This window comes from Mycobacterium sp. NGS19, from assembly GCF_059813155.1.
Genome location: NZ_JCALEB010000001.1, coordinates 1,003,808 through 1,021,192 on the forward strand (window position 1 = coordinate 1,003,808; position 17,385 = coordinate 1,021,192).

A 17,385-nucleotide genomic window follows, 5' to 3' on the forward strand; every position below is an offset into this window, starting at 1 on the left:
TCATCGCCCTAAGCCAAGAAATCGCTGGTTAAGTCAATTCTCATCATTTGCTGTGACGCTCACCACGCGATGCACGGCGGCCGCAATCCGGGCGCAGAACTCTTCTGCCCCCTCGTCGGCGTGGGTCATGGCCCGCAGGAACGTCGCGCCGCGGATGATGTCGAACACCACATCGGCGTCGCAGCCCGGCGCCGCTTTGCCCTCAGCGATCGCCCGGGCGATCAACGCGTCCAGGGCGGCCCGCACCGGAAGCTCACCGCGAGCGAGCAGGCGGTGGTAGCTGTCAGGGTCGCGGCTGTATCCAGCGAGCAGTCCCGGCACCGCCGCCCGCGCCGCCGGCTCGCTGGCGACGTCGAGGAACAGCCGCACCCAGGTGTACAGGTCGGCGCGCAGATCTCCAGTGGGTGCGGGCAGGTCGAACGTGTCGAGGTGCAGCACCGCCTCCTCCAGCAACTCGGCCTTACTGGTCCAGCGCCGGTAGATGGACGGGATGCTCACGTTGGCCCGCCGGGCGATCTCGGCGAGCGTGGTGTCTTCGTAGCCGCGTTCGGCGACGACGTCGCGGGCGGCGGCGATGATGGCCGCAGCGATCGCCGGGTCGCGCGGCCGGCCGGGTCTCACGCGGCCGGACTGGTCGGGCGCAGCCACTACGTCCTCCCTATTGATTACGTGCCGTAACGTAATATACCGTTCGCGCATGTTGGTCGCGCATGACGAGCTGATGTGTCACCAGTTGCCGACGACGTTCGACCACGTCGAGCAGTCCGACCTGCGCTGGACCGAACGGGTGGTGATCTACGGGTTCGACCCCGCCACCGGCACGAGTCTGATGACCGGTATGGCCCGCTACCCCAACCGCAATGTCACCGACGCGTATGCGATGGCCACGATCGACGGGCAGGCGCATGTGGTGCGGGCGTCGCGCGAAATCTCGGCGGGGGTCGACGGCATCGCGTCGTGGCAAATCGGCCCGTACGGTTACCGCATCGTCGAGCCGCTGCGGCAGGTCCAAGCCACGCTCGACACCGACGCCATGAGCATGGACCTGACGTTTTCCGGGGTCTTCCCGTGCTACGAGCAGGCGCCGGCGTTCTTCCGGCACCGCGGCCGCGTCGACGAGGACGCCCGCCGCTTCTACCAGAACGGCCACGCCACCGGGTCGATCGTTGCCGCCGACCACCGAATCGAGATCCGGCCAGACACGTGGGTGTTCGGCCGGGATCACAGCTGGGGCGTGCGGCGCGGCGGCGGAGGCGGCAACCTGCCTGAGTCGCAGATCCTGCAGCCGCATGAAATCCCCGACGGCGTCCTGTATTTCATGGGCATCTTCCAATTCGACGACCGCCTGATGCATTGCGCGCAACGCGAAGACGCCGACGGCCGGATCTGGCACTACGAGGGTGAACTGCTCTACCCGATCTCCACCGGCAAGCCCGGCCAGAAGATCACCAATGTGGATCACAATTTCGTGTTCCGCCCTCAACAACCGCGGGTGATCGCCGGCGGCGAGGTGACCGTTCATGCGGAAGATGGCTCGAGCCAGACCATTTCGATCACCCCTATCACCGACTTCTGGCCGGGCTTCGCCGGTTACGACGAATACCGCGGCTACGCGTCGGGCTACTGGCGCGGGCCCAGCTACCTCGACCACTTCGTCGTCGACACCACCGATCTCAGCGAGGTCGCCAAAGTCAGCATGCTCAGCGAGACGCTGTGCACGCTGCGGTGCGGCGACGCGACCGGCCACGGCCTGGTGGAAATGGTGTTCATGGGCCGCAACGACCGCTACGGCTACGCGGGTTACTGATGGGCGCCTCGGCGCGGCCCACCGCCGACGAGCTACCTGTGCTGGTGGAAAACGTTGTGAGGCAACGTGTTTCGCGGGCGGCGCGGGTGGTGAACTGGCGCGCGGCCGAGCGCGGACTGTCCACCGAGACATATCTGTTCGACGTCGCCGATGCCGACGGCGCGGTGCTGCGGCGATTGGTGTTTCGTCGCCCCCCGGCCGTGGCGCTGTATCCGGACTACGACATCCTGCGCCAAGCGTTGGTGATGAATCGGTTAGCGCACACCGCAATTCCGGTGCCGCGGGTGCTGTGGCTGGACCGGTCCGGCCGCGACGTCGGCAGCCCGTACCTGGTGATGGAACAGGTGCCCAACATCGGCGGCCCCGGCGACTTCCCGTCGTATCACAGCGAGGGCCTGTACTTCGACGCGACCGAAGACCAGCGCTCGACGATGTGGTGGGGATGTCTGCAGGCGATCGCCGACATCCACAAATTGGACTGGCGCGCATTGCGGCTGGACTCGCTGTTGTGCCCGGCCTCCAGTGCTCATCCGCTGCGGCAGGTGGTCGACTACTACCGGTCGACGCTGCGCTGGGCGATGGGTGAGCGGCCGCGCCCCGAGCTGCTGGCGGCTGTCGACTGGCTCGCCGACAACATCTACGAGCCGGAGCATCTGTGTTTGTGCTGGGGCGACAGCCGCCTGTCGAACGTGCTGTTCGGGCCTAGCTACGAGGTCGCGGCAGTGCTCGACTGGGAGGTCGCCTACATCGGTGACCACGAAGCCGATCTCGCGTGGATGTTGTTTCTGGACTGGTCGTACAGCGATCAGCAGCAGATTCCCCGGCTGGCCGGCACGCCTGGCCGCGAGGAGACGATCGCCCGCTACGAGCAGCTCACCGGGTGGCCGGTACGCAACCTGCGCTACAACGAGGTGCTGGCCGCGGTTGCGCTGTCGGCACCGGTGCTTCGCCTGCAGGCCAAGCTGCTTGCCGACGGATTGATCACCGAAGACTTCGACCTGGCCGGCTTCTGCGTGGAACGGATCCGCCAGCTGCTGGGATAGCCGGCGCCGGACCCTGCCGGCCGTGGTCACCCCTCGTCTGCCACGGCCGGCAGCCGGGCCGGACCTCCCCCGACGGGCCCAGCCCGGCCGGTCACTGGCCGGCTCACTGGACGGCGTAGCCGCCGTGTGCCGCCAACGACCGCAGCTGCTTGAGCGCGAACGCGCGCCCCCGGCCCCCTTCCGGAATGACCACGCCGGCCCACATGCCCTGCGCTGCGGGCATTTCGCAGGCCTCCTTGGCGCAAAGCCAGCGCCGCGGGCACGCCCGGCACACCGCTTTGGTGGCCTCGTCGGTGGCGGTGAGCCAGCGGTCGGGGTCGCGGGTGCAGGCGGCGATCTCGAACTCGGTCGCGGGCCGTTCCACCACCACGGTCATGTCGAAACTCCTTCCGTGCGCCGGTTACGCAGCAAAACCGTAGCAGTCGTTCCGTAGCGGTGCAACGCTTTCCTCGCGCGGCCCCACGAGTGCACCTCCGCAACCGTGCGTGATACGGCCACGAAACCGTAGCGAAGATACGGTCCGCCTGCTCGGCCCCGTCAGCGTGGCCGGATAGAGTGATCGTCGATGGACACCGCCGCGCCGCCGACGCTGACGGTCGAGTGTTCCGGCGCGGTCTACCGGCTCAGTCCCGAGCGTTCACCCGCCACGATCGGACGGTCGACCGATGCCGACGTGCCGACGACCGACCCGCGCATCTCGCTGGTACATGTCCGCCTCGAAAGCGGTCGCGGTGGCTGGCGGGCCGTCGACGCTGGCACCCGCACCGGCATGTTCGTCGGCGGCGTGCGCCGAACGGTCGTCGACATCCACGACGGCCTCACGATCCACCTCGGCGATCCCGACGGCACGCCCGTCACATTCCGGTTCGCCACCGACCCCGCCGCTGCAGTCGGCGACGACGAGCCCGTCGACAGCGGAATCGCCCGTGCCGGGGCCGCGGTGGCGGCGCGTCGGCGAGAGCTGAACATCACCCAGCGCACACTGGCCAAATACCGGATCATGAACGCCGGCGCGCTAATCGCGTTCGAGAAGGGCCGCAGCTGGCCACGTGAACGCACCCGCGCCAAGCTCGAGGAAATTCTGCAGTGGCCGCCCGGCACCATTGCGAACATCCGCAACGGCGGCGCCGTGCCGGGCCAGCGGTCAGAGCCGGAGGCCGACGCTGACCAGGCGCCGCTGATCGTCGGCGCGGTGGACGTCGCGATGAAGACGTTCGCCGCCGCCATCGACGCGCTACCCGACGAGTCCGCCGGGGACTTCGCGGAGCGGGCCGCGGTGATCCTTTCGGATCTGCGGCAGTTGGAGGCGGTCGTCGCCCGGGCCGCGCGCCAGAGCCGCGGTATGCCCGCGGTCGTGATGGCTCTGAGCGCGGTGCGAAAACGCTACGAGGACTTGATGTTTCGGGCTGCGGCCGCGCCGGACGCCACGCTGGGCCAGCGGCTGTTCGCGGCACGGCGGCGGGCCAACCTGTCCGCGGCCGAGGTCGGCAATGCGATCGGTGTGTCGGCGCAGCTGGTCGAGGCGCTCGAGGCAGGCCAGCCGGTCAGCGAGCACGACACCGCGGCGATCCGGCGGTTCCTGGCCCAGTTTCAGCAACCGGCTTAGCCGCTGCACTCACGCGAGCAGGGGTGCCGACTTTGCGCACCGAACCACCAGCGGCATGGCCGATACTGATGGCATGCCTCTCGAGGACTCGGTTCACCACGCGCGCGACGTGCTCGCCCGCGCCGATTCCCTGTTCGGTTCGGCGGCCGCCGAACCGCCGGCGCCGGCACCGCAGCTGTCCGAGCTCGCCGATCTCGTGCGGCGCACCGCGACGCCGGACATGGTGGGGTTCGCGATCGCCGGCTACACCGCGTTCGCCCACGAGCGCGCCGCCAAATTGACGCGGCTCGCCGATGCCGACAAGGCATTGCACCGCGTGCTCGACGATGCGGCGCGAGCCGAGAACACCGCTGCGGCCGCATCCCGGTCGACACTCGCCGCCGCGCGAGCACACGTCGATCGTCACGAACAACTCGCGGCCACGCCGGGCGGTCAGCTGTCACTGCTCGCGGCCCTGCACGCTCACATCTGCCGCCAACAGGCTTTGGTGAGCGAGCATCACCAGCGGGCCGCCGAGCTGGCCGACCAGCTGCGGCTGGTGTCGTACGACTGATCATTTCCGGCGGCGCGGCGGCTGGCGAGGTGCGCAGAATTCGCGCTGAAACAGCCCTCAACAGCGGGTTACGCTGAGGCGCGACGAAGGGGGTCGCGATGGAAGTCTGGTTGCAGCAGCAAGCGAGCGCGGTGCTGACCGCGCTGCAGCACGCCCAACAGCTCTTCGGTGGCCCTAGCGCGCCTCAGCCGCCGCGGCCGTTCGCGCCGCGCGAAGATCTGGAGGCTGACCTGGGCCGGCCATGGATGTGAGGCCGGCATGACGCAGCCGGCATTCGGCACCGACGAGCAACTCAGCGGCCGGGCCGCGGACGCCGTTGCTGACCTGCACGACGAGCTGCGCCGCCGCTTCTCCGGACTCAACGCCGCCGAGGCGCAACTGGCCGAGGCGGTGTTGACCGCCCAGGCGACCAGCGAAGCCGGCCGCGCCCGGCTGCAGAACATCCAAGCTCAGCTGGTCGAGGCGATCGCCAACCCGGTCAACGCGCTGGACACCCCGGCCGGCGAACGTCAATTCCTGATGTTCTTGCGCGCCAAAGTGGCTGAAATCCAGCGCGTGGTCGACGACGGCGCGCTGACCGCGCAGGACCAGGCAGAGCTTGCGCGGGCGCTGGGAAACGGCTACCTCGGCGACGACACGTCGGGGGCTGAGCCGGCGGCCGGTGAGTCCCGGCCCGTATCTGCGGCTCGCCCGTCCCCGATGCCGCAGACCACGCCCGCAGCCGGCATGGCGCCGGCTTCGCTCGGCGGTTTACCGCAGGCAACGCCGCCGGCCGCGCCGACGGCACCCGGCCTGGGCGCGGCCACGTCGCCGCTTTCCGGGCTGGCGCCACTGCTCGCGGAGCTCGGCCGCGACGAGTCGGAGCTCGGCCGCGACGAATCAGCCCCGAGGCGGGCCGACGACCAGCCCGCCGACGAGCAAGAGAAATCGCCGCACCCGAAAGACGGGGAGCGAGAGGCCGAGGACGACGACACGCCAACGCGGGAAGACGATGACGAGCGGGAAACCGACGACCAGGACACACCGCCGGCTCCCGACGCCGCACCGCCCGGGGAACCCGCACCGGCGCAGACCCGGCCGGCCGCCAGCTAGGAGAGAACGACGATGGCAGAACAGGGCATCCGCGTCACGCCGGATGCGTTGCGGCAGATCGCATCTCAGCATGAGGGCATCGCCGACGAGATCGCCTCGGCGCGTGCGGCCGGCACGGACATCCTGGCGTCCGTCGCGACCCACGGGCCGATCATGCACACGTTCAAAGCCGCCGTCGCCGACGTCGTGGCCCGCCGCGACGCAGCCTTCGCGGCGCACGAGGCAGACCACCGAGCGGCCGCGGCCAAACTTCGCGAAGCCGCCGACCGCTTCACTGAACAAGAACAAATCAACGCAGCGAGGCTGCAATTTTGAGCGACGAATCGTTTACCGCGTCGACGGCCGACAACACCGTGTTCGTCCGGGTCGCCGTCGCCGGCCACACGCTCGGCGTCCAGATCGAACCCGAGGCGATGCGCCTTTCGGCCCACAGCATCGCCGAGCGGATCATGGCCTGCAACGACGTCGCATATCTGAAGGGTCAGCTGGTGCTCCGCGACGAGTTGCAGCGGGCCGCCATCCCGGTCGACGACATGCCGACCGAGCAAGATCTAGCCGCGGCCGAACGTCGGCTGAGGGAGCTGTAGACCGACGATGAAAGTGGATCCAACCGGGCTCGTCGCTGCGGCTGAGCGGCTGCGCAATGCCGCGACGTCGCTGAGCGCGCCGGATGTCGCCGTACACCCGCCGCTGGCCGGCGATCACACGTCGGTCGCCGCTGCGGCGAGGCTCAACGCGGCCGGAGCGGCGCTCGCGTCGGCGATCAGCGCCCAAGCCGCCGGCCTGCTCGCCACCGCCGACCACCTGGCGGCCGTCGCCGCCGGCTTCACCGAGCAAGAGACCGTTAACGCAGCCGCGTTGAGCGGTGTGACGTCACGCGCTGAGCCGGTCGGGACCCCGTCTCTCCTCGCCGCGGTGCCGACCGTGCCCGCCGACACCCGGACAGCGCTGCCGCCGCCGACCGACGCCGACGGAGAAGCGGTGGCACGTAAGCTTCACGGCGGAAACGCTTCTGCGGGAACGGCTTTCGCGCAGAGTTGGCGTTCTCGGGCCACAGCGGCCGATGGCGCGCGAGGCGTTGTGCGCGACGTCCTCGGCACACTGCCGGAGCTGTGGACCAGTCCTGCGGGCACTGCGGCGGCGACCGCTCGCCTGGCCGCCCACGCCGAGGGACTGGCCACCGTCGCGGACCGGGCCGCAGCACTAGCCGAGCAGGCGCAACGTCACGCGGACAGCTACCGCAACGCTGCCGCGAATGTTCCGCATCCGCAGGAGTTCCAGGCGAACCGCGAGGAGCTGCAGGCGACGCTGGACGCCAACGCCAGATTCCCCGGTCGGTACACGCCGCTGGTGTCGTCGCTGATCGCCCAGCAGGGGGCGCTGAATCAGAAGGCGCTCAACAGCCAGGCTCAGTACCACAGCGAGACCGAAGCCCACACCGCCGCCCGACCCGACGACAGCGTGACGCCCGAACAGGCCGGGCAGTTGGCATCACAGCTGCCGCAGATGATTCCTGGGCTGCTGGGGGCCATCGGCGGACTGCTCGGTGGGGCGATGTCGTCAGCCGGTGCCCTCCCACAGACTCTGATGCAGACCGCCCAGCAGCTTGCCCAGACCGCCGTGCAAAGCCTGTCCGGGCTGGCCGCCTCTCCGCTCACCGGCAAGACAACGCCCCTAACGCATCCGGGCTCCACCCCGGCCGCGACCGCGAAAGCCGGCGGTCCTGCCCTCAGCGGGGCGACCAGACCCGCAGGCGGCATCGACACGACCCCCGTCGCGCCGTCCACGTCGTCGTCGGCGGCGTCGCGCCCCACGCTGCCACCAGGTGCGACGCCACCTGCCACCCCGGCGGCCGGGGCGTCCGCGGCTCCGATGGGCATGCCGATGGGTATGGTGCCGCCGCAAGCGGCCACCGACACGGAACGGCGTCAGGTGCCCGCCGACAAGAAGGTCGTGGTGACCGCGGCGCCGCACACCGAATCCGTCACCGGCCGCGGCACGGCCGCTCGCCTCGCGGCCGCACGCAGGATCGACGACGAGGCGCGATGACGGACTTCGACGATCTCGACGACGCCGCGAAGGTCCGGTACAGCCAGGCCGAACTTGCGGCCACGTTCGCCCAACTGAGCGCCGTGCTGGATCGGCTGGCTGCGTTGCGGACCAACGCCGCGGACCCCGACGGCGACGTCCGGCTCACCCTCGGCCCCGACGGCAGGTTGCTTACTCTTTTCATCGACCATTCGGTTCCGAGCCGGCTGACCCACCTCGCGCTCGAGGAGAAGATCAACAATCTGCTGGCCGAGGCCAACAGGGTCGCCGAGAAATCCAGGCGGGAGAGTTACTGATGTCCTCATTAGGGTGGCCCGGGTGACGACGCGCCCCTTCGTGCCTCCGCCCCGCGAGCCAGCACCGGAGACCGGCGGCGGCAAGATCGCCGTCGACGCGCCGATCGCCGCGCCCGTGCCGCCGCCGCGCAGCATCTGGGGCATCGTGTTGCCGATCGGCCTGGTCGTCGGCGTGGTGGGCTTCATCGTCGCGATGTACGTCTCCGGTCAGCGCTCGCTGGCCAACGGGTTCGCGATCTTCCCGCTGATCATGCTGATGAGCATGGGCGGCATGCTGTTCCGCGGCCGCGGTGCTGCCCAGCGCATGCCCTGGAGCCAGCTCGAGCAGTACCGCCGCGAATACTTCGCCCGGCTCGACGAGGTCCGCGACGAGGTCACCGAGGCGGCCCGCAAGCAGTGGGCGCACCGGGCGCACAGCCATTGGCCGCCGTCGAAGCTGGTCAGCGTGGCCGGCTCGCCGCGGATGTGGGAACGCCGCCCCGGCGACCCGGAGTTCGGCGTGGTCCGCCTCGGCACCGGCAACGTGGCGCTGGCAATGACCATCGATACCCCGCAGATCCCGGCCGCATCCAAGATCGAGCCGGCGACGGGGCATGCCCTGCGCAAGTTCTTGATCGAGCAGCGCCACGTGCGCAACATGGCCCGCGTCGTCTGGCTGGAACGCCAGCCCGGGGTCTCACTGGTCGGCGACATGGAAGCGGTGCGCGGCGTCGCTCGGTCCATGATCTGCCAGCTCGCCGCGTTCCACAGCCCCACCGACCTGCAGATCATGGTCGTCTCGTCGGCGCCGTCGCGATGGGACTGGATCAAATGGCTGCCGCACTGCCAGCACACTGCCACGCGGGACGGCTGCGGCGAGCGACGGCTGCTGTTCTTTTCGCCTGCCGAACTCGAGGGCTTCGCCGGCGACGAGCTGCTCGACCGCAAGGAATGGACGCCGCCGCCGTCCGGCCTGCACGGCGGACCGGATCCGTCGGCGCCGCCGCTGTGGGTGATCGTCGACGACCACTGCGGCGCGGCCGACGACTGGGCGGCCATCACCGGCAAGCGCGGCGTGGGCCGGGTCTGCTTCGTGCGGCTGGCTCCGGAGCCGACGACGGGCGTCGGCTTCGACCCGGACAGCACCTACCGGCTGTCGGACGGCGTGCTGCGCAAGCGGGCAGGGGCGATGCTGCGGTGAGCGCACCTCATGAACTCGAAGACGCGTTCTACGCGGTCGCCGACACGATGACGATCGCCGAGGCGGAGCGGTTCGCCCGCGCGCTGTCGGCGTGGCGCCCGGTGGGCTCGGCGTCCGTCGTCACGTCTGACGGCCCTGCGCGAGACTTGTTGGAAGTGCTGGGAATTCGCGATGCCCGCAAGCTCGACGTGGACCGGCTGTGGTCGGCGCGACGCACGCAGAACCGGCTGTGGATGCGGTTCCCGATCGGCTTGGACCCCTCCGGCGAGGTGGTCGAGCTGGATCTCAAGGAGACCTCGCAATACGGCATGGGCATGCATTCGGTGCTGATCGGGTTCTCCGGCTCGGGCAAGTCGGAGACGATCATCACCGAGGTCACGTCGCTTGCGCTGACTCATTCCCCCGAGACGGTCAACGTCGCGTTTCTGGACTGGAAGATGAAGTCGGCGGGCATCGTGCTCGAACGGTTTCCGCACGTCGTGGCAAGCGTCAGCAACCTCGGCGACGAGATGCACCTGGTCGAGCGCATGCTCGAGGCACTCGAGGGCGAGCTGGACCGCCGCGGCGCGTTGTGCGCGGCCACCAACTGCAAAGACCTCAACGTCTACAACGAGAAGCGACTCATCGACCCGTCGCTGGAGCCGGTGCCGGCGCTCGTGGTGATCATCGACGAATACCAGGAGCTCTTCGGCAGCGAACTGGGCAGCAAGTTCATCGACCTCTGTTGGCGGATCGTGCGTCAGGGCCGGTCGCTGCACGTGTTCCTGCAACTGGCCGGCCAGACCGTCGACGTACACCGGCTGCAGAAGATTCGCAGCTTGATCGGTTTCTTCATGGCGCTGCGGACCGGCACCGAGGAAGACTCGCGAGAGGCCATCGGCTCGGCGATCGCGGCCCATCTTCCCGAAAAGGGCAGGGAGGGAACGGGTTACCTGCGTGAGGGGCAGCGCCCGCCGCGTGAGTTCCGCGCGTTCTACAGCTCGCCGCCGTTCGTGCCGCCTCCTGAGACGTGCCCCGCGCCGCAGGCCGCCGCCGGCACATGGTTCTCGCCGCGGCCGTTCACCGCCACGGTCGCCGAGGACGAGGACGGCCTGCTGGCCACCCCGGCGCTCAACGGACAGGAGGTCGAACAGCCCCAGCCGGCCCCGCTCCCCGCCGCCCCGGGTGAGCTGCCGCCCACGCTCGTCGACACCATCGTCGAGTCACTGCGTGCCACCGGTGCACGGCCGCCGCGACAACTGTGGCTGCCGCCCTTGAACAAGCCCGCCGCCGCCGACGAACTGGTACGGCTGTACCGAGGCAAGCCGTGGGACGTCGACTACGGCGACAACGCCGGCCTCGCCTTCCCGGTGGGCATCGAGGACCGCCCGCGCCAGCACCGCCAGGACGTGCACACCCTGGATCTGCTGACCGCCAACGGGCTGGTGATCGGTGCGCCGCAGTCGGGCGTCACCACCACGCTGATGACGATGATGACGACGGCCGCGCTGATGTACCGCCCGGAGCGGGTGCAGTTCTACTGCGTCGCGGCCGGCGGCCCGAGCCTGGCCGCGGTCGCCGGCCTGCCGCACGTGGCGGGCTTGGCCCCGGCGCTGGACCGCGAAGGCGTCGGCCGCATCCTGGCGACCGTGCAGGGCATCGTCGCCGAGCGCGAAGCCATCTTCGCCAAGACCGGCTTGGACATGGAAGAGGTGCGGCGGCGCAAGTTCGGGCCTCAACCGCAGCCGGTTCCGGTAGCCGGTGGTGACGTCGTACTCGTGATCGACGGCTGGGCGACCTTCGCCACCGAATACCCCCAATATGTCGACCACATCGTGGCCCTGGGCCGTGCGCTCAGCTACGGCGTGCACATCGTGGTGTCGCACACCAGCTACCTGCAGGGCTTCAAGCAGGCGCTCAAGCCGCTGGCCACCGCGCGCATCGAACTGCGGCTCACCGATCCCGGCGACTCCGAGATGGACCGGGTGCTGGCACGCAAGGTGCCCAAGAACATCCCCGGCCGCGGCCTGACCAAAGCCGGGATGCATCTGCTGATCGGTGTGCCGGAGCTGGCCGAGCAACCGCAAGGCCGCGTCGACGCACGCTCCGTCGGCGCCGTCGTCGCCGCGCATTCCGGCGTGCGCAAGGCCGCGACCGTGAGCCGGCTGCCGGAGTCGGTGCCCTACGAAGAGGTCGCACGACGGGCGGGCCGCCCCGCCCGTCGCGGCCTGCTGGCGTTCGGGCTGTCAGAGACCGACCTCGGTCCGGCATACCTCGACCTCGACGACCACCCGCACGCCGTTGCGGTCGGGGCACCGCGGTCGGGACGCACCAATTTCCTGCGTACCGTGTGCCGCGCCATCACCTCGCAGTACACCCCCGACGAGGCCCGGCTGGTGATTCTCGATCCGCGACGCACACTGCTCGGGGTCGTGCAGGGCGCTCACCTGGGCGAGTACGCCTACACGCAGACCGCGATCCGCGAGGCGGTCCGCAAGGTGGTCACCGAGTTGGACAGCCGCCAGCCGCCGCCGGGCACCACTCAAGAAGAAATGATGACGAAGAAATTCTGGTCCGGTCCGGAGATCTTCGTCGTGATCGATGACGCCGGGCTGTGGCCGGTGATGGACAATCCGCTGGCTGCGCTGGCCATGCACGTCGAGCAAGCCCGCGACACCGGGCTGCACATCCTGGCCGGCACGGCGGTGGCCAACTGGAACCAGGTGGCGATCGGAAGTTCGCTTCTGGGCAAGATGCGCGCTTCGCTCACCCCCACCCTGATCCTCGACGGCCGCCGCGACGCCGGCAAGATCGTCGGCGACCTGGTCGCCGAGCCGCAGCGTCCCGGCAAGGCGATCTACTTCACCCGATCAGCCACCACCGGCGCGCTGATCGCGTGGACCAACCCGCCGGCACTGCCCACGGAACCGACGTCTTGACCCAGCAAACCGGAGCGGAAGAATTCCACAGGGCCGATATTGGCGCTGTGGCACGTCTCACGGCCGGTTAGGATCATTTCGTCACGTTACGACGGTCGGGAGGAAACACATCCATGCTTGTCGATCCAGCGCTGTTGGGCGCCGCCGCGTCGACGGAAACCGCCGGAACCGCCACCATGGCGTCAGCCAGCGCCGCCGCCGCGCCCGCCATCTCGGCCGTGCTGCCCCCGGGTTCTGACTCGGTGTCGGTGCGGGCCGCCGCAGTGCTCAACGCCCGCGGCGCGGAGACCACGGCGATCCTCGCGGACTACATCGCGATGCGTGGCCTGTTTGCGGGGGCGATCGGCAGCAGTGGCGCCACCTACTCGACGGTGGAGGGCATCAACGCAGCCACCGCTGCGTTGGGCGGCTAACCGGCTAGATGCCTGGGGTTGAATGGGGCGCGATGCCGCCTGAGGTCATCGCCGCGCAAGTGACCAGCGGGGACGGCGGCGCCAGCCTGACAGCAGCCATCGCGGCGTACCAGGAACTGGTGGCAACGCTCACCACCGAAGGCGCCACCATGGGCGCGACTGCGGCAGGTACCGCAGCCAGCGGATGGGAAGGCCTGGGCGGCACCGCGATGGTGGCCACCGCCATGCCCTACGTCGCTGCGCTGGAGGCGCTGACCGCCTGGATCGAGCAGGCGGGCACCGCCGCGGCGGCGATCCTGGACGCGTACCACACCACGCGCGCGTCGCTGATCCCAGTGCCGGCCTGTGAGACCAACCGAGCGCAGTTCGCCGCCGCCGTGGCGGCCGGCATTTTCGGCTGGCCCGAGGCCGTCGCCCTCGAGGGTCAGTATCAGGAGTACTGGGTGCAGAACGCCAGCCTCGCCGGCTCCTACGAGGGCGTCGTCACGGGAATCCTCGCGCCGCTGGCCACTCCGCCGCCGCCTGCGCCGTTGACCGCAAACCCGGCCGGACCCGCCGCCCAGGCCGCCGCCGTCGGGGAGGCCGCCGCCAACGGCGCGGTGAACGCGAGCATGCACAGCAGCCTGCAAGGCGTCAACGAGGCAGCGAGCGGCACCCAAGCCGGCGCCGCGCCCGCCGAGGCGGCGCAATCGATGCTGTCCAGCGCCCCGCAGATGCTCGGCCAGCTCAGCCAGCTGCCGCAGATGGCGAGCCAGGCGCCGCAGATGCTTGGCCAGTTTCCCCAGATGCTCAGCCAGTTCCCGCAGATGGCGATGGGCATGCTGGGTCCTCTGACCAGCGGCATGAACGCTAGCTCCGCCGCAGACATGGCCGCCCTGGAGAAGGCCGGCGCGGATGTGGCTCCCGTGGCAGCCGGCACCGACGCCGCCGCGCGCACCGGCAGCAGCGGACTGTCGGGCAGTAGCGCGGTGATGTCCAGCTTCACGCGGCCCACCAGCAGCTTCAACGCTCCGGGGCCGCCGAAGCTGCCGACCGGATGGTCCGCGGCCACACCCGCCGTCCCGGAGGTTGCCTCCTCGGCGCAGCCGGCGATGGCCGGCGGAACCGGCGGCCTCTACGGTGCGCCGGGCATGATGCGCGATGACCGCAGCCAAGACAACGCCAAACCGGTGCGCACGGTGCAGCTGATGACCGCGCCCGCTGCGGGGAGGGGGGAATAACCGAAGAAATTGGTGCACGAACCACCGCTTCGTGCGGCTTAGACTCAGACGGACAGCAAACAAACCGAAAGAAGACATAGATGGCGGATTCGCAGTTACTCGTCACTCCCGATCAGATGCGCAGCGCTGCCCAGCAGCTCGAGCAGCTGCGCGACCAGGCCAACGCCACCCTGCAGAACTACCTCAACGCCGCCCATGACGTGCATTCATCGCAAGGCTGGTACGGCATGGCGGCAAGCACGAACATCACCACCACCGAAGAGATTCACAACGCTCAGATGAAGCTCACCACGCAATGGGGCGAGCTGATCAACACGCTGCGGCAAGCTGCCGACAACTACGAGCATCAGGAACAGAGCTCTCAGTCCACCATCGCCGGCGTCGCGAATTCGCTTTAACCAGAAGGGGTTTCATCCATGGACGGAATGTTCGTCTACAACCCGGCGATGCTGCCGGACTATGTGCAGTCCATCTCCACGGCCAGCGCTCAACTCGAGGACGTCCGCAGCCAGGCACAGAATGTGCTGGCGCATGTGCGCTCGGTGTTCGACTCCCGCGGTGGCGGCGCCTTCGAGCAGGCCCAGATGATGATCAACTCCGGCATCGACGCCGGCAAAGAGGTCATCATGCGGCACTCGCAGGTCGTCGGCAACGCCCATGAGGACATGGTCGCGACCGACGTCTCGGCGGCGCAGTCGTTCGGATTCTGACCTCAGCAAACCTAGACCAGGGGAGGCTCTGCCGCGGAGACACCGCAGGGCCTCCCCTGTCTGATGTGAGAGAACCGATGGCTGATCTGACCACCACCACCGCCGGCATCTGGGTGCTGCAGGCGCTGCTCGGCGTCGAGACCATGCCGGTGACGCTGCGGTTGCGTCCGTACATTCCGTCGGTCGACTCCGGGCCGACGGTCGCGACCGTGGCCGGCGAGCGCCCGCTGACACAGACCGCCGAGTACGCGAGCCTGGTGGCAGCCGGCGTCATCGGCGCCGACGGCCGTGTCGACGACGCGGTGCGCGACTGGATGGCGGTGGTCGGCCGGCCCGAACGCGAAGTCGTCGTCGCCATCCGCCGCCCAGCCGAGGACTCCGACGGAGCGATCCAGGAACGGACACTGTCGGTGTGCCGGCGCGGACGCTGGCTGGCGATGATCGCCCGCAGCGGCGACGAGGTCGTGCTCGCCCCGGTCGGCGAGACCGCGTCACCCGACGAGCAGCTCGGGTTGATCTCCGACACGGTGCTGCATGCGTTCGGCGACGCCCCGCCGGCCGCAATCGACGGGGTCAACCTGCCCACCACTGCGCTCAAAGCGGCGATGGAAGCGGCCCGCGGAGGTGACCGCTGGGCGGTCGCCAACGCGCTGGCGCGACTGGGTCTGGCACCCGATCAGGTGGCCGCACTGGTGGCCGGTTTGCGGTTGGACGAATCCGCGATGGCGGTGGTCTCGGTCATCGACCATGGCGTTGCCCGCACAATCCACCCGGATGTGCTCGGCGTCTACGACACCGCCAGCGGGCGGTTCAGCCTGAGCACCACCAGCGCGCCGGACGGGTCGAGCTGGACCAGCATCTGGCCGGCCACACCGGGGTCGCTACGGCAGGACCTGACTCGGCTGCTTTCAGTGCCCCGGCCCGCCGCATACCCGGTTTGACCTCCGGTTTTCCACGACGCAAGCGACGATAAGGTACTGACACATGGCGTTGAACCTGGCGAGCGGCCTGCAGGTGTCGGCGCACTTCTTCTGGCAGCGCCGCAACGCTGCCGCGCTGTCGCACCACGGCGTGCGCATGGAGTTCGATCCGGTGCAGCGCCAGCGCGCGTCACTGCTGCTGGGCTTCGTCTTCGCGCTGCTCGGGGTGGCGCTGATGTTTCTGCTGTCGTGGTTCAAGCCGGCGGGGCAGGTGGGTAAGTCGACGATCCTGGCCGACCGCGACACCGGAGCGGTGTTCGTGCTTGTCGACGGGCGGCTTCATCCGGCGCTGAATCTGGCCAGCGCGCGGTTGATCGCCGGGCAGGCCGCCAATCCGACCTTCGTCAAAGCCACCGAGCTCTCCAATTACCCGCAGGGTCCGACGGTAGGCATTGCCGGAGCGCCGATGGCGATGCCGTTGCGCACTTCCGACGCCTCGCAGTGGGCGATCTGTGACACCGCGGCCTCCGGTAAGGCCTCTGCGCCGCCCACCGTGACCGCGATCGGCGGCCCGCTGACCGTCGGACAGCGGGCGCAGCAGCTGACCGCCCCCAAGGCGGTACTCGTCACGCACAACGACACGACCTATGTCATCTGGGGCGGCCACCGTTCCCAAGTCGACCTAGCCAACAAGGCTCTTGCTCTCGCACTCGGTGCGGATTCCGCTGCGCCACAGCCAGTTTCGATTTCCAACGCATTGTTCGACGCGCTGCCGGCCACGGAGCCGATCACGACGCCCGCGGTTCCCAACGCCGGCGCACCGGGCGGGTGGAACCTGGCACCGGGCGCTGTCGTCGGGTCAGTGCTGTCGGTGCGCGACCTGCAAACCGGCGAAGACACCTTCTATGTGCTGCTGACCGACGGAGTGCAGCGCATCTCGCCGTTCGTCGCGTCGCTGCTGCGCTCGGCCAACTCGTTCGGCAACCCGCTGCCGCTGGTGGTGGCGCCGGACAAGCTGACCCACGTGCCCGTCGTCAACTCACTGCCGGTGAGCTACTACCCCACCACCCGGCTGACGTTCGTCGACACCGCGGCCAATCCGGTGACATGTGTTGCGTGGTCGAAGGGCTCGACGGACCGTTCCGCGGTCACCACCGTGCTGTCCGGCACGGGTTTGCCCATCCCGGTGGGCGCCGACTCGCGGCTGCTGCAGCTGGTCAAAGACGCCCGCGGCCCAGCGTCCATCGAGGCCGATCAGGTATACATGGCGCCGGGCGCCACCAACCTGGTGATGACCACCAGCGCTGCGCCGGAAGCCACCAGCCGGGAGTCGCTGTGGTGGATCAGCGACCAGGGGGTGCGGTACGGCATCTCGCTCGACGACGCGTCGCTGCGAGCTCTGGGCATCACCCCGGGCATGGCCCGGCAGGCGCCGTGGCCGCTGATCCGCGTATTCGCCGCTGGCCCGGCGCTTACCCGAGCGGACGCGCTGACGCAGCACGACACCGTGTCCGCGCCGGCGGAGGCAGCCCCGCTCGGCCAGCCCCGATAACGATTGTGAACAAGGAGACCGATCCA

Annotated in this window: 20 protein-coding genes; 18 read left to right on the forward strand and 2 right to left on the reverse strand. The window is 69.3% G+C overall.

The features are described 5' to 3' along the window. Positions 1 to 33: 33 nt before the first annotated feature. Positions 34 to 648: a TetR/AcrR family transcriptional regulator gene (locus AC5Y4N_RS05170; protein ID WP_499912457.1), complete on the reverse strand. Its 615-nt coding sequence runs from the start codon at positions 646 to 648 to the stop codon at positions 34 to 36. A 49-nt stretch (positions 649 to 697) separates the two neighbouring features. Here AC5Y4N_RS05170 and AC5Y4N_RS05175 point away from each other — a divergent pair, with 49 nt between their 5' ends. Together AC5Y4N_RS05175 and AC5Y4N_RS05180 are read left to right on the forward strand one after the other, a co-directional pair. Next, the gene (locus tag AC5Y4N_RS05175) at positions 698 to 1,807 is read left to right on the forward strand and encodes an Rv3169 family protein (RefSeq protein WP_499912459.1); all 1,110 of its coding nucleotides are present in this window, start codon (positions 698 to 700) and stop codon (positions 1,805 to 1,807) included. After that, complete coding sequence (locus AC5Y4N_RS05180; RefSeq protein ID WP_499912461.1) at positions 1,807 to 2,850, forward strand: phosphotransferase family protein; 1,044 nt, start codon at positions 1,807 to 1,809, stop codon at positions 2,848 to 2,850. Before AC5Y4N_RS05175 ends, AC5Y4N_RS05180 begins: the two co-directional genes overlap by 1 nt. Positions 2,851 to 2,953: 103 nt before the next feature. On the opposite strand, the gene AC5Y4N_RS05185 is transcribed toward AC5Y4N_RS05180, so the two are convergent. Then, positions 2,954 to 3,226, reverse strand: a complete 273-nt coding sequence (locus AC5Y4N_RS05185; RefSeq protein WP_499912463.1) for a WhiB family transcriptional regulator — start codon at positions 3,224 to 3,226, stop codon at positions 2,954 to 2,956. A 189-nt stretch (positions 3,227 to 3,415) separates the two neighbouring features. Here AC5Y4N_RS05185 and AC5Y4N_RS05190 point away from each other — a divergent pair, with 189 nt between their 5' ends. The 16 genes from AC5Y4N_RS05190 (at position 3,416) to eccB (ending at position 17,359) form a co-directional block, all read left to right on the forward strand. Next, complete coding sequence (locus AC5Y4N_RS05190; protein ID WP_499912466.1) at positions 3,416 to 4,456, forward strand: FHA domain-containing protein; 1,041 nt, start codon at positions 3,416 to 3,418, stop codon at positions 4,454 to 4,456. Between the two features lie 73 nt (positions 4,457 to 4,529). Continuing rightward, positions 4,530 to 5,009: a hypothetical protein gene (locus tag AC5Y4N_RS05195; protein ID WP_499912468.1), complete on the forward strand. Its 480-nt coding sequence runs from the start codon at positions 4,530 to 4,532 to the stop codon at positions 5,007 to 5,009. Positions 5,010 to 5,107: 98 nt separating this feature from the next. Next, positions 5,108 to 5,260 (forward strand): hypothetical protein, encoded by a 153-nt coding sequence (locus AC5Y4N_RS05200; RefSeq protein ID WP_499912470.1) that lies wholly within the window; start codon positions 5,108 to 5,110, stop codon positions 5,258 to 5,260. A 7-nt stretch (positions 5,261 to 5,267) separates the two neighbouring features. Continuing rightward, entirely contained in the window at positions 5,268 to 6,101 is an 834-nt protein-coding gene (locus tag AC5Y4N_RS05205) for a DUF4226 domain-containing protein (protein WP_499912472.1), read from the forward strand. Between the two features lie 12 nt (positions 6,102 to 6,113). Then, a complete protein-coding gene (locus AC5Y4N_RS05210) occupies positions 6,114 to 6,416 on the forward strand; it encodes a type VII secretion target (RefSeq protein WP_499912475.1) in 303 nt (100 codons plus the stop codon). Next, positions 6,413 to 6,688, forward strand: coding sequence for a DUF2694 family protein (locus tag AC5Y4N_RS05215; protein WP_499912478.1), 276 nt, complete (start codon positions 6,413 to 6,415; stop codon positions 6,686 to 6,688). Before AC5Y4N_RS05210 ends, AC5Y4N_RS05215 begins: the two co-directional genes overlap by 4 nt. 7 nt (positions 6,689 to 6,695) lie before the next feature. Then, positions 6,696 to 8,150 carry a PPE domain-containing protein gene (locus AC5Y4N_RS05220; RefSeq protein WP_499912481.1) on the forward strand — a complete coding sequence of 485 codons (1,455 nt, stop codon included), beginning with the start codon at positions 6,696 to 6,698 and terminating at the stop codon, positions 8,148 to 8,150. Next, complete coding sequence (locus AC5Y4N_RS05225; protein WP_499912484.1) at positions 8,147 to 8,446, forward strand: hypothetical protein; 300 nt, start codon at positions 8,147 to 8,149, stop codon at positions 8,444 to 8,446. The genes AC5Y4N_RS05220 and AC5Y4N_RS05225 overlap by 4 nt, the downstream gene beginning before the upstream one ends. Before the next feature lie 22 nt (positions 8,447 to 8,468). After that, entirely contained in the window at positions 8,469 to 9,626 is a 1,158-nt protein-coding gene (locus AC5Y4N_RS05230) for a hypothetical protein (protein WP_499912487.1), read from the forward strand. Next, entirely contained in the window at positions 9,623 to 12,544 is a 2,922-nt protein-coding gene (gene eccCb / locus AC5Y4N_RS05235; protein WP_499912490.1) for a type VII secretion protein EccCb, read from the forward strand. The genes AC5Y4N_RS05230 and eccCb overlap by 4 nt, the downstream gene beginning before the upstream one ends. 113 nt (positions 12,545 to 12,657) lie before the next feature. Beyond that, positions 12,658 to 12,957: a PE domain-containing protein gene (locus AC5Y4N_RS05240; RefSeq protein WP_499912492.1), complete on the forward strand. Its 300-nt coding sequence runs from the start codon at positions 12,658 to 12,660 to the stop codon at positions 12,955 to 12,957. Positions 12,958 to 12,965: 8 nt separating this feature from the next. Further along, on the forward strand, positions 12,966 to 14,177 hold the full coding sequence (locus AC5Y4N_RS05245) for a PPE domain-containing protein (protein WP_499912494.1): 1,212 nt from the start codon (positions 12,966 to 12,968) through the stop codon (positions 14,175 to 14,177). An 80-nt stretch (positions 14,178 to 14,257) separates the two neighbouring features. Continuing rightward, positions 14,258 to 14,575 (forward strand): type VII secretion target, encoded by a 318-nt coding sequence (locus AC5Y4N_RS05250; RefSeq protein ID WP_499912497.1) that lies wholly within the window; start codon positions 14,258 to 14,260, stop codon positions 14,573 to 14,575. An 18-nt stretch (positions 14,576 to 14,593) separates the two neighbouring features. Further along, positions 14,594 to 14,887: a WXG100 family type VII secretion target gene (locus AC5Y4N_RS05255; protein ID WP_499912499.1), complete on the forward strand. Its 294-nt coding sequence runs from the start codon at positions 14,594 to 14,596 to the stop codon at positions 14,885 to 14,887. 77 nt (positions 14,888 to 14,964) lie between these two features. Then, the gene (locus tag AC5Y4N_RS05260) at positions 14,965 to 15,828 is read left to right on the forward strand and encodes an ESX secretion-associated protein EspG (protein WP_499912501.1); all 864 of its coding nucleotides are present in this window, start codon (positions 14,965 to 14,967) and stop codon (positions 15,826 to 15,828) included. Positions 15,829 to 15,871: 43 nt separating this feature from the next. Further along, on the forward strand, positions 15,872 to 17,359 hold the full coding sequence (eccB, locus tag AC5Y4N_RS05265; RefSeq protein ID WP_499912503.1) for a type VII secretion protein EccB: 1,488 nt from the start codon (positions 15,872 to 15,874) through the stop codon (positions 17,357 to 17,359). Positions 17,360 to 17,385: the final 26 nt, after the last annotated feature.

Excerpts from the sequence above, each read along its gene's own strand:
- AC5Y4N_RS05185 (WP_499912463.1), bottom strand. The coding sequence starts at position 3,226 with ATGACCGTGGTGGTGGAACGGCCCGCGACCGAGTTCGAGATCGCCGCC.
- AC5Y4N_RS05195 (WP_499912468.1), top strand. The coding sequence starts at position 4,530 with ATGCCTCTCGAGGACTCGGTTCACCACGCGCGCGACGTGCTCGCCCGC.
- AC5Y4N_RS05200 (WP_499912470.1), top strand. The coding sequence starts at position 5,108 with ATGGAAGTCTGGTTGCAGCAGCAAGCGAGCGCGGTGCTGACCGCGCTG.
- AC5Y4N_RS05260 (WP_499912501.1), top strand. The coding sequence starts at position 14,965 with ATGGCTGATCTGACCACCACCACCGCCGGCATCTGGGTGCTGCAGGCG.
- AC5Y4N_RS05250 (WP_499912497.1), top strand. The coding sequence starts at position 14,258 with ATGGCGGATTCGCAGTTACTCGTCACTCCCGATCAGATGCGCAGCGCT.
- AC5Y4N_RS05240 (WP_499912492.1), top strand. The coding sequence starts at position 12,658 with ATGCTTGTCGATCCAGCGCTGTTGGGCGCCGCCGCGTCGACGGAAACC.
- AC5Y4N_RS05205 (WP_499912472.1), top strand. The coding sequence starts at position 5,268 with ATGACGCAGCCGGCATTCGGCACCGACGAGCAACTCAGCGGCCGGGCC.
- AC5Y4N_RS05175 (WP_499912459.1), top strand. The coding sequence starts at position 698 with ATGTTGGTCGCGCATGACGAGCTGATGTGTCACCAGTTGCCGACGACG.
- AC5Y4N_RS05225 (WP_499912484.1), top strand. The coding sequence starts at position 8,147 with ATGACGGACTTCGACGATCTCGACGACGCCGCGAAGGTCCGGTACAGC.
- AC5Y4N_RS05210 (WP_499912475.1), top strand. The coding sequence starts at position 6,114 with ATGGCAGAACAGGGCATCCGCGTCACGCCGGATGCGTTGCGGCAGATC.
- AC5Y4N_RS05180 (WP_499912461.1), top strand. The coding sequence starts at position 1,807 with ATGGGCGCCTCGGCGCGGCCCACCGCCGACGAGCTACCTGTGCTGGTG.
- AC5Y4N_RS05255 (WP_499912499.1), top strand. The coding sequence starts at position 14,594 with ATGGACGGAATGTTCGTCTACAACCCGGCGATGCTGCCGGACTATGTG.
- eccB (WP_499912503.1), top strand. The coding sequence starts at position 15,872 with ATGGCGTTGAACCTGGCGAGCGGCCTGCAGGTGTCGGCGCACTTCTTC.
- AC5Y4N_RS05245 (WP_499912494.1), top strand. The coding sequence starts at position 12,966 with ATGCCTGGGGTTGAATGGGGCGCGATGCCGCCTGAGGTCATCGCCGCG.
- AC5Y4N_RS05220 (WP_499912481.1), top strand. The coding sequence starts at position 6,696 with ATGAAAGTGGATCCAACCGGGCTCGTCGCTGCGGCTGAGCGGCTGCGC.
- AC5Y4N_RS05190 (WP_499912466.1), top strand. The coding sequence starts at position 3,416 with ATGGACACCGCCGCGCCGCCGACGCTGACGGTCGAGTGTTCCGGCGCG.